At 43.8% G+C, this 14191-nt stretch carries 16 protein-coding genes; 4 read left to right on the forward strand and 12 right to left on the reverse strand.

Features of this window, described 5'->3' with window-relative positions; all coding sequences use genetic code 11:
• Window positions 1-8 precede the first annotated feature (8 nt).
• The 7 genes from ACUN2T_RS25535 to radC all read right to left on the reverse strand — a co-directional run bounded on the left by ACUN2T_RS25535 (window position 9) and on the right by radC (window position 6118).
• A complete protein-coding gene (locus tag ACUN2T_RS25535; protein ID WP_445495637.1) occupies window positions 9-1184 on the reverse strand; it encodes a glycosyltransferase in 1176 nt (391 codons plus the stop codon).
• The gene (locus ACUN2T_RS25540) at window positions 1165-2283 is read right to left on the reverse strand and encodes a glycosyltransferase family 4 protein (RefSeq protein ID WP_445495638.1); all 1119 of its coding nucleotides are present in this window, start codon (window positions 2281-2283) and stop codon (window positions 1165-1167) included. The genes ACUN2T_RS25535 and ACUN2T_RS25540 overlap by 20 nt, the downstream gene beginning before the upstream one ends.
• Before the next feature lie 7 nt (window positions 2284-2290).
• Window positions 2291-3289 (reverse strand): glycosyltransferase family 9 protein, encoded by a 999-nt coding sequence (locus ACUN2T_RS25545; RefSeq protein WP_445495639.1) that lies wholly within the window; start codon window positions 3287-3289, stop codon window positions 2291-2293.
• Between the two features lie 187 nt (window positions 3290-3476).
• The gene (locus ACUN2T_RS25550; RefSeq protein WP_445495640.1) at window positions 3477-4598 is read right to left on the reverse strand and encodes a glycosyltransferase family 4 protein; all 1122 of its coding nucleotides are present in this window, start codon (window positions 4596-4598) and stop codon (window positions 3477-3479) included.
• Between the two features lie 172 nt (window positions 4599-4770).
• Complete coding sequence (rpmG, locus tag ACUN2T_RS25555) at window positions 4771-4938, reverse strand: 50S ribosomal protein L33 (protein ID WP_010847629.1); 168 nt, start codon at window positions 4936-4938, stop codon at window positions 4771-4773.
• Window positions 4939-4949: 11 nt separating this feature from the next.
• Window positions 4950-5186 carry a 50S ribosomal protein L28 gene (rpmB, locus tag ACUN2T_RS25560; RefSeq protein WP_004265123.1) on the reverse strand — a complete coding sequence of 79 codons (237 nt, stop codon included), beginning with the start codon at window positions 5184-5186 and terminating at the stop codon, window positions 4950-4952.
• Between the two features lie 239 nt (window positions 5187-5425).
• Window positions 5426-6118, reverse strand: coding sequence for a RadC family protein (gene radC / locus ACUN2T_RS25565; RefSeq protein ID WP_445497982.1), 693 nt, complete (start codon window positions 6116-6118; stop codon window positions 5426-5428).
• Window positions 6119-6319: 201 nt separating this feature from the next.
• Between radC and coaBC the strand changes: the two genes are divergently transcribed.
• From coaBC to slmA, 3 genes are all read left to right on the forward strand, one after another.
• The gene (gene coaBC, locus ACUN2T_RS25570; protein WP_445495641.1) at window positions 6320-7534 is read left to right on the forward strand and encodes a bifunctional phosphopantothenoylcysteine decarboxylase/phosphopantothenate--cysteine ligase CoaBC; all 1215 of its coding nucleotides are present in this window, start codon (window positions 6320-6322) and stop codon (window positions 7532-7534) included.
• Complete coding sequence (gene dut, locus ACUN2T_RS25575) at window positions 7512-7970, forward strand: dUTP diphosphatase (protein ID WP_445495642.1); 459 nt, start codon at window positions 7512-7514, stop codon at window positions 7968-7970. Before coaBC ends, dut begins: the two co-directional genes overlap by 23 nt.
• Before the next feature lie 116 nt (window positions 7971-8086).
• Window positions 8087-8686, forward strand: a complete 600-nt coding sequence (gene slmA / locus ACUN2T_RS25580) for a nucleoid occlusion factor SlmA (protein WP_445495643.1) — start codon at window positions 8087-8089, stop codon at window positions 8684-8686.
• Between the two features lie 61 nt (window positions 8687-8747).
• Here the strand turns inward: slmA and pyrE are convergent, their stop codons facing one another.
• On the reverse strand, window positions 8748-9389 hold the full coding sequence (pyrE, locus tag ACUN2T_RS25585; protein WP_445495644.1) for an orotate phosphoribosyltransferase: 642 nt from the start codon (window positions 9387-9389) through the stop codon (window positions 8748-8750).
• Window positions 9390-9470: 81 nt separating this feature from the next.
• On the reverse strand, window positions 9471-10187 hold the full coding sequence (rph, locus tag ACUN2T_RS25590) for a ribonuclease PH (protein WP_445495645.1): 717 nt from the start codon (window positions 10185-10187) through the stop codon (window positions 9471-9473).
• Window positions 10188-10312: 125 nt separating this feature from the next.
• Between rph and ACUN2T_RS25595 the strand changes: the two genes are divergently transcribed.
• Window positions 10313-11176: a YicC/YloC family endoribonuclease gene (locus ACUN2T_RS25595; protein ID WP_445495646.1), complete on the forward strand. Its 864-nt coding sequence runs from the start codon at window positions 10313-10315 to the stop codon at window positions 11174-11176.
• 274 nt (window positions 11177-11450) lie between these two features.
• On the opposite strand, the gene ACUN2T_RS25600 is transcribed toward ACUN2T_RS25595, so the two are convergent.
• The 3 genes from ACUN2T_RS25600 to ACUN2T_RS25610 form a co-directional block, all read right to left on the reverse strand.
• Window positions 11451-11804, reverse strand: a complete 354-nt coding sequence (locus tag ACUN2T_RS25600; RefSeq protein WP_445495647.1) for a hypothetical protein — start codon at window positions 11802-11804, stop codon at window positions 11451-11453.
• A gap of 346 nt (window positions 11805-12150) precedes the next feature.
• Entirely contained in the window at window positions 12151-13650 is a 1500-nt protein-coding gene (locus ACUN2T_RS25605; protein WP_445495648.1) for an SPFH domain-containing protein, read from the reverse strand.
• A gap of 17 nt (window positions 13651-13667) precedes the next feature.
• Window positions 13668-14186: a hypothetical protein gene (locus ACUN2T_RS25610; RefSeq protein WP_445495649.1), complete on the reverse strand. Its 519-nt coding sequence runs from the start codon at window positions 14184-14186 to the stop codon at window positions 13668-13670.
• Window positions 14187-14191 lie beyond the last annotated feature (5 nt).

The following is a 14191-nucleotide window of genomic DNA, read 5'->3' on the forward strand; positions in this document are numbered from 1 at the left end:
ACCGATTATTATGCAGAAATATCCTTTGATATCGTCTGCATAATAAGCCTGGCCCGCTTATCCCAGTTAAGATGCTCTGTTACCAACATTTTTGCATAACCGACTTGCGCCTTAACTTTTTCTGGATTGTCTCTTAATAACTGGATTTGCTGAGCAAAACTTTCCGCATTCTCACTGTCAGCAAAACTGACCGCGTTTTCATCAACCACATCACGAATAGAAGGAAAATCGGAAATAACCACAGGTTTATCCATCGCCATATACTCAAATAGCTTCAGGGGTGAGGTATAGCGGCTGCCAATGCTGGTTTTAGTTAATGGCAACAGACAAATATCATTATCTGCAATTATCTGGAAACGCAATTTAGGCTGAATAAACCCAAGAAAATTGACTCGGTCACAAACACCAATCTGTTGAGCAATCTGCTGTAGCTGTTGAATTTGTTCTGGCTCACCACCCGCAATATTCAGCTCTGCATTTTCAAGATGACTCATCGCCTTAATCGCCGTCGGAACACCCTTCCAATGATGCAGACTTCCCAGATAAAGAATCTGGGTTGGGAATTCACTCTTAGTTGATGCAAGCTTATTTGATGTCATCGACTCTGCTGCCAACATATCTACACCATCTGGCGCAATAACAATAGAGGTGTCGACATGATATTCACCGATAATGTCATCACGCAGTAGCGAAGTCAGAACAAAAACAATCCTGGATTGACTATAAACAAAGTGTTCAGTTTCTCTCAACTTCTGATATTTACGCTGATTTTTATTTTTGCCCAAATCATGTGACTCCTTAAATGACTGGGCAAAAATCTCATGACTTTCGAAAAACAGCGGAATTTCTGGGTGATTACATAACAGATACTTCGCAATTTTCAGATTACGGGTAAACACGACATCTACCTCATTCTTTCTCAACCAGCTGGAAACCTGAAAATAGAACATCTTTTGGGTATTCAACGGAAAATACCATTTACGCCGGATATTGCGTAACGATATCAGCTTAGCTGATGATGGTAATGAGCGCCCAAGTATCTCCTCTACAGTATTTTTACCCTCAGGCACAACCAGATAAACATCAGCCCCCTGACGAGCAAACGCATCAACATTTTGCAGAATTTGTAGTGACGCAACCCGATAATCAGGAACCGGGTAGGGATCAATATAGGCAATCTTCATTGTTTATTGCTTTCAGTAAACGATTTGCTGAATGTTCCCAGGTATACATTGTTTCAATCCGCTGGCGAGCTTCTTTTCCCATTCTTTGCCCTTTGTCTGGCTGAGACAATAAAAAATTAACTGCATCGACAATGGCTGAAACATCCCCTGGTGTGACCAAAATACCTGACTTATTCTCGTTACCGACAACTTCCGGTATGCCTCCGATATAACTGGCAATAACAGGTCTGCCACACGCCATAGCTTCCGCGATCGTTATTCCAAACGCTTCATCACCAATACTTGGGAAGATCCCAGCATCACCAGCGGCATAATATTCAGGCAGTTGATCATGTTCTACAGGTGGGTGAAAAATTACCTGTTTTTCCAGTCGCAGTGCCGCAACCCGTTTTTCCAGACGTTTTAGATCTTCACCCACTCCGATAATCAGTAACTTAACATCTTTATCCTGTAGTTGAACCATTGCATCAATCGCCACATGCATACCTTTCCAACCAACCAAACGCCCGGCAAAGGTCAGCAAAAATGTTTTATCACTGATTCCAAGACGCGTTCTGACAGCAGAGTCAGCCGGCCTGAATTTATTAATATCAACTCCATTGTAAATAATCTTTGGGAATTGTTTAAAATGGTGCTGAATCTGCCAGGCATTAAAATGACTGCATGCCACCCAGGCTGAAATTCGTTTACTCAGCATTCTGTCACCCTTGAAGAAACTGGTACCGCCGCTCATATAACAAAACTTAGTACGACTCCCTTTTGGCATCATTCGTGGCCAGAAAAAATCAAATGGCTTAGTCAGAATAATCCAGTCAAAATCTTCATTAATAACCGTATTACGGGCATGGCGGGCAAACGAGTAACGTTCAATAATACGCTGAAAACGCCGACCGATATTAATCACTTTCTCTCTGGGAGTGAATGGAAAAGTATGAATCCGTATTGCTCTTCCATTTAGTTCTGGCCGGACATCACCCGTTCCACCCAAAATATGGATCTCATGACCGGCATCAGTCAACGCTTTCGCAAGTTCCCAGACTGCCGTCTGAATACCACCGTAAGACATAGTCACAGTGACATCAACTAAACCTATTTTCATCTGTTTATTACCCTGCCGACTTGGTTGCCAATAATTTCTGAGTTGCCTGCCAGACTTGCTCAACAGATATAGCAGACATCGGATCTTCACGTGTGGCTTGCATATAATGAACGGGATGCTCAATAACCACCAAATGTGCATGCTGTTGAGGCGCTAAAAAACGGCCCGGATGAAAACTGTGATACATCGCAACCATCGGGATACCTAATGCGCCGGCTAAATGTGTCGGCCCAGTATCAACACCAACGTACAAATCAAGTTTGCTCATCATTGCAGCATTCTGTCGCATTGTCAGTCTCCCTACCAGCGAAGTACATTTTTCAACACCGAGTCTTTCTGCCAATGATTGAGCAACAATTTCACCATCAGTGCTGCCTAATAACATAATATGCGAATATGGATAACAGCGATAAATGTATTGAGCTAATTTATAAAAATGTTCAACCGGCCAATCACGATAAGCTTTTGCCGGGAAACTTTGTAACTGAAAACCAATCAGAAGCTTATTATCCAAATGATGCTGCCGCATAAAATCATCGGCAAAACGTAGTTCTCCTTCACTAACACAATAATTCAACCGCCAGTCACTCACCTCAACATCTACCGCATTAGCAAGCATCGCCCGTTCTTGCTGAGCTGGCACCAAGACTTCTGACTTTTTCACTACTATCCAACCCGATTGCAACGAAGATTCATCTGAAAATGAAACTGTTGAGTGTGATTTGCGTTTTGCATACTGTAATAACGGTTTATCATCGCTATATACTAAAGCCAAATCATAATGCTTACGGGTAAACCAACCACACCATTTTGCCTTGCTTTTTGAAAAAGCAATCAATCTATTGATATCACCTATATTTTCAAGGATCTGTTTGGTTCTTTTATGCGCCATAACATCAATATTCGCACCAGGCCACTTCTGTTTTAAAGCACGAAGAACTGGTGTCACCAGTAAGGTATCACCGAAACGCGCTATGACAATGACCAGAATATTTTTGATTTGCATAAGACGATTATCTAATTAATCTGCTATAAAATTCAACAAAATATACAACAAAGCTTTTTTGTATGCTATCACTCGAGTACAGGGTAATTAAACTACAGTCAACTTCATAGTCATTTAATATCAACAAGTTAATTTTAGTCCAGAACCATAAACCAAAGAATAACACTGAGAAAAATCTTAAATAATGCTAATGATTTATACCTTTAATGCTGTGAAAAAAGATCTTTTCCATTTTATCCAGCATATTATCCATTCCAAACAAAGCAATTGCCCGCTCTAATGAAGAATGACTGAATTGCAAGCGCAGTTCATTATTATGAATCAACAACTCTAAACTTTCTGTCAATAGCGCTGCGTTTCTGGGTTCCACAATATAACCCGTTTCACCATCAACTACCGCTTCGGTAATTGCACCAACCGAGGTTGACACCACAGGTATCCCACACGCCATTGCCTGCATAATCCCTTGTGGCACGCCTTCATTACCAAAAGAAGGTAATGCAAATAAATCCATCGCATTCAAACAATCAGGAACATCCTGACGGTTACCTAAAAAAATGACACTATTCGACAAACCTTCTCGCTTCACCAACGGTTCCAGCGATTTACGTTGTGGGCCATCACCAACAAACAAAAGCTGCCAGTCAGGATATTTCTGGTGCAGAACTTTCCAACTTTCTAACAGATAACGATGCCCTTTCCAAGTTCTCATCGTCGCAACAACACCTAATGTCGGTTTATCCTTAATACCAATCCGCTGACGACAAACTTTCTTATCTTCCGGTCGGAAACGATCTAAGTTGATACCGGTGGGTACTGATGTCATATGTTGTAATGGATAACGATTATTGGCATGCAAATGCTGGCGTAGTTTTTCACCGGTAGTCGCAATATGCCGGCACGCTTTCAGATACAACCAACGGGTTGTCATTGAATTAGAAACCTGGGTTGAGACATGCCGTGTTCTGACCATCGGCGGCATATACCTCAACGTTACACAAGCCAAAGCAACCAACCATGAATCTGTCGAGCTGTGTGTATTAATAACGTCAAATTGCCGGCCTTCTTTTTTCAACCAATTACGCATAGCAAGAAAGCTGGACCGACGTTTTTTCTCAATGGGCAAGGCTACAACCGGCACATCATAAGATTTTGCTTCACGGTAGATGTTAGAATTTGGACAACAAACAATAACCACCTTGTGCCCGCGTTTTATCATTCCCTGGGATTCCGTCAGAATACGGATTTCCTGACCTCCCCAACCACAAGAAGATTCTGTATGTAAAATATTTAGTTTTTCTTTAGCCATTTCAGTTTCATATCCAGCCTGCCGGAAGGTGCTAGTATAGCGAAACAGCATTTTACGTCTATGAATAACCAGATATATATGAAACGTTGAGAAGAATGAGTGAATATCGACTATAAAACCTATAGCAACAAAAAACCCGGCCAAAGCCGGGTTTTTATCAAATCAACCAAAATTATTTAATCTTAGCTTCTTTGTACATTACATGCTGACGAACAACTGGATCAAACTTTTTCATTTCCAGTTTCTCAGGCATAGTGCGCTTGTTCTTCGTAGTGGTATAGAAGTGACCAGTACCAGCTGAAGAAACCAGCTTGATTTTATCGCGAATACCTTTAGCCATTTTTCAGCTCCTTAGTACTTCTCACCACGGGTACGAAGTTCAGCCAAAACTGCATCGATACCCTTCTTATCAATCACACGCATACCTTTAGCAGATACACGCAGAGTTACAAAGCGCTTCTCGGACTCAACCCAGAAACGGTGGGAATGCAGGTTAGGCAGAAAACGACGCTTAGTCGCATTCAATGCGTGAGAGCGGTTGTTACCACTCATCGGGCGTTTGCCAGTAACTTGGCAGACTCGGGACATGTCTATTCTCCAAAAATCAAATCAGCTCGAGCTTTGTATTGGGTATGGCCGCCTCGTCAGGCTTAGGAGCCCATCTCAGCAAATTCTACTGAAAAGACTCACATTTACTCAGAAAATGTGCTGAGATAGGCTCTTCTCGCCAAACCAAAGATCCTCAAAGGTGGCGTAGTATACGCTCTCAATCGCTGACGCTCAAGTCCCGCACAACTAAAGATCCCCAAGGATCTTGAAAAAATTGGCTAAATCCAGCCTCGCTCAGCAAATGAGACACAACATTGCCGACCAATAACCAGATGATCCAGCACTTGTACACCAACCAAATTGCAGGCATCAATTACTTTGTCTGTAACAATTTTATCCGCCAGGCTAGGCTCTGCGTGACCTGATGGGTGATTATGCGCCAAAATAATAGATGAAGCATTTACCTTTATCGCCGATCTGACAATTTCACGAGGATGAACTTCAACTTTATTGATTGTGCCTTTAAACATCTCCTCATGACAGATGACTTTATTTTGATTATTGAGAAACAACACAACAAATACTTCCCTGTCCCGCCCTGATAACAAGTTTTGCAAATACTCTTGAGTCACACTTGGACTACTCATAATATCTTCATGAACGAACTGACTGGAGAAAAAACGTTTTGCCAATTCTGCAATAGCCTGCAATTGTGCATATTTGGCTAATCCCATCCCTTTATGAGAACAGAAGGTGTCATAATCAGCAGAGAGTAAATGGTACAGAGACCCAAATTCTTTCAGCAAGAATTCAGCCATCTTCAAAACCGGGATCCCTCTGGTGCCAGTACGCAGAAAAATAGCCAGTAGCTCCGTATCCGTTAAAGAAACTGAACCATATGCCAACAATTTTTCTCTGGGAGCTAAATTTGAATATATTTCTTCTGTATTTTCAGTAATACCAACTTCCATATATTCATCTCCCTGCCCTTGTTTCATCTGATACAAACAGTATTCCATGCCTTAAAAATAAGGACTAACGTCATATTCATAAGCTGCGTAGCCGCTCGCAAACTTACCTTTTTTCACTATCAAAGTTCAGACTATCCTCAACTCTGTAATCTCTTGTGATAAAATTCAGAATCCTTGCAACTTAATATTCGGACAACCACGATGGCAGGACTTTCCGGCAAACAGATTGTGCTCGGTATTAGCGGAGGGATCGCCGCTTACAAAACTCCCGAACTGGTACGCCGCCTGCGTGATCGCGGCGCACAGGTACGTGTAGTGATGACACCAGCAGCAGAAGCATTTATTACGCCACTGACGTTGCAAGCAGTTTCCGGTTACCCCGTCTCCGACGACCTGTTAGATCCGGCAGCGGAAGCTGCTATGGGGCATATAGAACTTGGCAAATGGGCTGATCTCATTATTCTCGCCCCAGCTACGGCTGATTTACTGGCTCGTCTGGTAGTTGGTATGGCAAATGATCTAGTGACAACTGTCTGTCTGGCTTCCCCGGCACCTGTTGCCGTGTTACCTGCAATGAATCAACAAATGTTTCGTGCTCAGGCAACACAACATAATCTCAAGATTCTTGAAGAGCGAGGGGTTTTCCTGTGGGGTCCGGACAGTGGCAATCAGGCTTGTGGTGACATTGGCCCTGGTAGGATGTTGGAGCCAATGGCGATTGTTGAACTGGCTGAACAACATTTTCAAGCCAGCCAGGACTTAGCTCACCTAAAACTTGCTATTACCGCCGGACCAACCCGTGAAGCACTGGATCCTGTCCGTTTTATCAGCAATCACAGCTCCGGCAAAATGGGGTTTGCCATCGCCCACGCCGCAGCGGCACGTGGCGCAGAAGTCACCCTTATCACAGGCCCCGTTAATTTACCGACCCCACCGGGTGTCAAACGAATCGACGTAACTAGCGCCCTGGAAATGAATGGACAAGTACAGGCAGTAGCCGGTTCACAGGACATTTTTATTGGTTGTGCTGCGGTTGCAGATTACCGTGCTAAACAAATTGCCCCAGAAAAAATCAAAAAACAGGGGGAAGAAATTACTTTTACTCTGGTTAAAAACCCTGACATTGTTGCTAATGTAGCCACAATGCAAGAAAATCGCCCTTTTGTTGTTGGATTTGCGGCTGAAACCCAGAATGTGGAAGAATACGCACGTAACAAACTGAACCAAAAACATTTGGATCTGATTTGTGCGAATGATGTATCCCTTACTGGTCACGGCTTTAACAGTGATACTAATGCACTACATTTGTTCTGGCATGAGGGGGATATTCGCTTACCTCATAGTAGTAAGTTATTACTCAGCCACCATTTATTAGATGAGATAGTCAGACGCTATGATGAAAAAAATCGACGTTAAAATCCTTGATCCACGTATCGGGCAGGAATTTCCTCTGCCAACTTACGCAACTCCCGGCTCCGCAGGTTTAGATTTGCGGGCTTGCCTTGACAACGCGGTAGAACTGGTGCCAGGACAAACTGAACTTCTTCCGACCGGGCTTGCCATTCATATTGGCGATGAGCAGCTGGCAGCGGTTATTCTGCCCCGTTCAGGCCTTGGACATAAACATGGCGTCGTTCTGGGTAATCTGGTTGGTTTGATTGATTCTGATTATCAAGGTCAGCTGATGGTTTCTGTCTGGAACCGTGGTGATAAAACTTTCACTATCAAGCCAGGCGAACGTATCGCTCAGATGGTTTTTGTACCCGTCGTTCAGGCTGAATTCAATCTGGTGGAAGATTTTGAAACCAGCGAAAGAGGCAGCGGTGGTTTTGGTCATTCCGGTCGCCAATAAATCTCTGTAAAACCTAATATCATTAACCAATTATCATATTCTTTGCTCAAAATACCCTTGGGCAAAGAATTGCTGGTTTGTTTGTTTTGCTGTTTTTAGCAGGGGTCTTATCAGACATGGCAGAAAACGAAAATACGAAGAAAAGAAACAGGCGCGAGGAGATTTTGCAGGCCCTTGCGCATATGTTGCAATCCAGTGATGGTAGTAATCGGATAACCACCGCTAAACTGGCCGCCAACGTGGGCGTTTCCGAAGCTGCACTGTACCGGCATTTTCCCAGCAAAACCCGGATGTTTGACAGCTTGATCGAGTTTATTGAAGACTCATTAATTTCACGGATTAACCTGATTCTGCAAGACGAAAAAGACACCATTACTCGTATCCGCCTGATATTGGTTCTAATTCTGGGCTTCTCAGAAAAAAACCCAGGTCTGACCCGCATCATGACAGGCCATGCTCTGATGTTTGAACAAAACCGGCTGCAAGGGCGTATAAATCAATTATTTGAACGAATTGAAGTACAGATCCGTCAAGTTTTGAAAGAGAAAAAATTACGTGATGGACAAGGTTTCAGTTATGATGAGTCGTTATTAGCTTCCCAGTTGCTGGCGTTTTGTGAAGGGATGCTATCACGCTTTGTTCGCTCAGAATTCCGCTATCGCCCAACACAGGAATTTGAAGCGCGCTGGCCATTGTTACTGGCTCAGTTACAATAAGCTATTCTACTACTCACCCCGCCCGTTATTGGGCGAGGGCTTTTTTTTTAAAGCTTACCGGTCAGATACCGTACTGCTCACGATATGCTTTCACTGCATCCAGGTGATCTTTCATCTCTGTCTGACTACCTAAATAACTAATCAAATCATTCAGGGTAATAATGGAAAACACGTTGCAACCATAATCTCTTTCAATTTCTTGAATTGCTGAGATTTCACCCTTCCCGCGTTCCTGACGATCAAGACAAATCATCACGCCGGCAAGCGTCGCATTATGCTGCTTGATAATCTCCATGGATTCACGGATGGCTGTGCCTGCGGTAATAACATCATCAACCAGAACAACATTTCCTTTAAGTGGACTACCGACTAAAGTGCCACCTTCACCATGATCTTTAACTTCCTTACGATTAAAACAATATGGCATATCAATATCATGGTGATCCGCCAATGCAACCGCCGTTGTTGTTGCGATTGGAATACCCTTATAAGCTGGTCCAAACAACAAATCACACTGAATACCGCTATCCAATAATGCTGCTGCATAAAAACGCCCGATTAACGCCAAATCACGCCCGGTATTAAACAGCCCGGCATTAAAAAAATACGGGCTTTTACGTCCTGATTTCAGGGTAAATTCCCCAAACTTCAGTACCTGTTTTTTTAGCGCAAGCTCAATAAATTCGCGCTGATAGGCTTTCATTGGTGCTTCTCCTCTTATTTAGTTTGGTTATCCGCTACACGACAGACACAAAAAAGGCGACTATTACGTCGCCTGATCAACTTATTGTTTTAACGCATTTCTCTGCGCTTCAAAAATGTCCTCTAATCCCCCCTTGGCAAGGGACAACAAGGACAACAATTCATCATGACTAAACGGCTCGCCTTCTGCAGTGCCTTGCACTTCAATCATCCGGCCATCTTCCATCATCACGACGTTCATATCAGTTTCAGCGGCTGAGTCTTCCACATATTCCAGATCACAACGGCCTTCACCATCCACAATACCGACAGAGACCGCAGCAACCATTGATTTCAGAGGACTTTCTTTTAGCTTACCCGCTGCAACTATTTTATCCAGCGCATCAACTAGCGCTACACAAGCACCTGTTATAGAAGCTGTACGGGTACCGCCATCAGCCTGAATCACATCACAATCCAGAGTAATGGTGTATTCACCCAGTTTTTTCAGATCAACAGCGGCACGCAGCGAACGGGCGATTAAACGCTGGATTTCCATAGTACGCCCCCCCTGTTTTCCTCTGGCTGCTTCACGGGCATTTCGGGTATGAGTAGAGCGCGGTAACATGCCATATTCAGCCGTAACCCAACCTTGTCCCTGACCTTTCAGGAAACGGGGAACCCCTTCTTCAACGGATGCATTACATAACACTTTGGTATCCCCAAACTCCACCAGAACCGAACCTTCAGCATGCTTAGTGTAATTACGGGTTATAGTGATAGGGCGCACTTGCTCTGCCGCTCGTCCTGCTGGGCGCATGGTGTTATCTCCGTTGTTAAATCATTATTGGGGGCGCATTATACGGCCTAACAGGGCTAATGCCTATCCTGCATCTACAACGAGCGTTATAATCCCTTAATCTTTTATTTAAATGGGAACGAATCATGATTCGTAGTATGACGGCTTTTGCACGGCGAGATATCAAAAGTGAATGGGGCAATGCGGCTTGGGAACTGCGCTCCGTTAATCAGCGTTATTTAGAGACTTATATCCGCCTGCCAGAACAACTCAGAAGCTTGGAACCGGTGATCCGTGAACGCATTCGTTCCCGTCTGACTCGCGGAAAAGTTGAGTGCAACCTGCGTTTTGAACTGGACTCACACACTCAAGGCGAACTTATTCTAAATGAAACTTTAGCGAAACAGCTGGTAAATGCGGCGAATTGGGTTAAACAACAGAGTAATGAAGGTAAAATCAATCCTGTTGATATCCTCCGCTGGCCAGGTGTCATGGCAGCGGAAGAGCAGGATTTGGATGCTATCAGTACCCAACTGCTGGAAGAATTGGAGAAAACACTGGATGCTTTTATTCAAAGCCGTGAAACCGAAGGTACTGCACTTAAGACCATGATTGAACAGCGTCTGAACGCTGTCACCGAAGAAGTCAGTAAAGTTCGCCAGCAAATGCCTGAAATCATGCAATGGCAGCGGGAACGCCTGCAAACTAAACTGGAAGAAGCTCAGGTACAGATCGAAAATAACCGTCTTGAGCAAGAATTAGTTTTGTTGGCTCAACGCCTTGATGTGGCGGAAGAATTAGATCGCCTCGACGCCCATGTTAAAGAAACCCACAATATCCTGAAGAAAAAAGAAGCCGTCGGCCGTCGTCTGGATTTTATGATGCAGGAATTTAACCGCGAGTCTAATACCCTGGCATCTAAATCTATTAATGCCGAGATCACCAATTCCGCAATTGAATTGAAAGTGCTGATTGAGCAGATGCGGGAGCAGATTCAGAATATTGAGTAACATTTTACAAAGAATCACAAAGTCGCAAAGAACCAAGAAGTTCGTGTAACAGCGAGCTTTTTTAATGGCATAGCCTGTCATACATTATTGAGATATGTCAATTGCAGCAATTACACCCCGTTGACTGATTAATGTACATGTTAATTATACACTTAATATGTACACTTCAGGAGGCGCAACATGCGTACATACACCTCAGTATCTCAGAAGTACCGGACGCAGCGACCCACGGTGAACCCGTTGAAATCACTCGCAGTTGACTGAGACGGGATCTCTACCAACGGTCAGATGCTCCCCCTCCTCCACTGGAGCCACCACCACCGTGGAAATCACCACCAGAACGGCTACTTGAGCTACCACCGCCGTAGAAATCACTACTAGCACTGCTGCTTGAGCTACCACTATCAGATCTTCTTCTTTTTCTTCTGTTATTGCGAGAACCATGTCTTGATATCTTAGAGGTCCCGACGAGCTGTCTGCCGGTAAATGCAGCAACAAGCGCGAAAAACATCATCAGAATAAACGTAGATATCAAAAAGATGCTGAAATAACTCATAAAACCACTTACGGAAGCAGCCCCCATAAGATCAATCAATAGAGCAGAAACGGCAATAGTTAGACCACACATTATTGGATATCGTTATACCCACAGCCGGAAAGCATAAAAACAATAATAAATAACAATGGATAACGTAGCATTAAATATCCTTAACCATAATAAGCCTGCAAGATATCTCTGTTTCGCGGGGTGTTCCCGAATTTCAGAAAATATCTCAGCTTTTTCGCCTATAATACCCCTAGTATTCATGAAGATTCCTCATAACTTTGATCTACATGCTTCCTAGTACTACAGCCGTAGATACCAGAAAGTTGCATTTTCCTTGATGCTCACAATTCTGAGAAACCGCATGAATTAAGCTTTTCTATGAGTGTCTTTTCTGTTGAAAAAAGTAAGTACGGCTGTAGTATTAGGTTCACTTTTGCGGTAAATGTACACGGCTCACTGCCGATTCTTCGGCTTTCCCAGTTATGCCTTTAATCAATTGCTCAATATCAATGCCAGAGATATTCTTCAACATTTCCGGTGCCGTCGCCATCAATTGGGTAACATAGTTACTAACGCGGGCAGCCCCATCACCATTGCCAGTATCAACAACGGTCAGCTTATCAATTGATGAAAGCGGTGCGGCAATTTTGCCTGCAAGTTCTGGTAGCATCTTCACAATGATGTCGAGTACAGCAGCTTCGCCAAACTTCTGGAAAGCTTCAGCCAGTTTTTCCTTGGCTTCCGCTTCCGCAAGGCCGCGAAGACGGATAACTTCGGCGTCCGCAGTCCCTTTTGCTCGCTCCGCATCCGCAATCGCCATCCCATCAAGCCGTTTCTGTTCGGCATTCGCTTTCGCTTGAGCTTCGATAGAATATTGCATCGCCTCCGCTTCACGCATCTTACGCGCCTTATCCGCTTCCGCTGCCTGCTCAACCGCGTATTTATCCGCATCAGCTTTCTTTTTCACATCAGCATCATACTTCATCTGCCGAACGAGGATTTCTTTCTCCTGAAGATCAACTTCACGATCTTTTCGCACCAACTCTACCTTCATCTGCTCTTCCACCATGAGCTGTCGGGCCTTGGCTTCTTGAATCTGGTACGCCTGATCTGCTTCTGCTTTGGCCGTATCCTGTTCCTTCTTGAATGAAGCAACTTTCAGCTCTTTTTCCTTATTTGCCTCCGCAATATTCGTATCTCGAATAAGTTCGGCCTTCTGCCCTTCTTCTTCTGCTTTGGCTTTCTGAATCCGGGCATCCCGCGTTGCTTCCGCTTCGGCAATCTCCGCATCGCGTTTTACTGTGGCAATTCTAGGTTTGCCTAGCGCATCCAGATAGCCTTGTTTGTCACGAACATCTTTGATAGTGAAAGAAACGATTTGCAGACCCATCTTTTTCAGGTCGCGTGCAGCAACACCTTGTACTTCTTGAGCAAACTTGTCGCGGTTACGATATACCTCCTCCACTGTCATTGAACCGAGAATCGCACGAAGGTGGCCTTCCAACACTTCCTGCGCCTCCCCTTTCAAAGATTCAATGGGTTTGCCGATGAATTGCTCTGCCGCCGTAGCAATATCTTCTATAGAACTGCCTACCTTAATAATCGCAACACCATCAGCAATAACCGGTACGCCTTGTGCCGTGTAAACTTCCGGCGTTGATACATCAAGCTTGTGTGAAAGTAGAGAGATATATTGCGACTGCTGGAAAATAGGCCAAATAAACGTGCCACCACCGCGAACAATTTTTATTTTCCGGCCAGATTCATCTGTGGAAATTGTTGACCCATCACCAAGAAAAGAGCCCGCAACAATCATTGCTTTGTCAGGTCCTACGGTTTTATAACGCGCCCAAAAAGCTAAACCCAGGACAATAATAACTGCAATAACAATACCTGGAATAATAAAATAATCTGGAATACTCGGCATAAATAATTTCTCCAATTTTAGAGCTCTAACGGGGAGACATAAGTAATCCCCTCACGAACCTCAACAATTACAACCTGAGTGTCATTCGCAATATTAACGGTATCAAAGCTGGCAGCAATTTGATTGGTATTACCAGCACCAATACGTACAACTATTTCACCAAATCCATCAGCTGGAATAGCCACGGAAACCAGAGCAATTTTGCCCTGTAAATCCTGTATTGAAAAACTGGTTGAATTCTCACTGTTCTGCATTGGTTTGACATAACCAAAGAATACGGCAATTGATATAATAAGGGCGGAAAATAAGGAAAATATCAGGCATATTATGGCAGTAAAGGGAGAGTACTGAGTAAACAGAATTCCCGCTCCACCCAACGTTGTGATCGCAGTTGCAATAACCATTGGCTGTAAGAAATCGACTGATAAAAAATCAAGAAATCCATCAAGCGCACTACTGATAATATCGCCAAAAACAACACCTATCAGTGCAAACAACACACCACCTGCCAAACAGCTCCAATAGAATTCAATCACTCCAC

This window comes from Photorhabdus machadonis, from assembly GCF_052657765.1.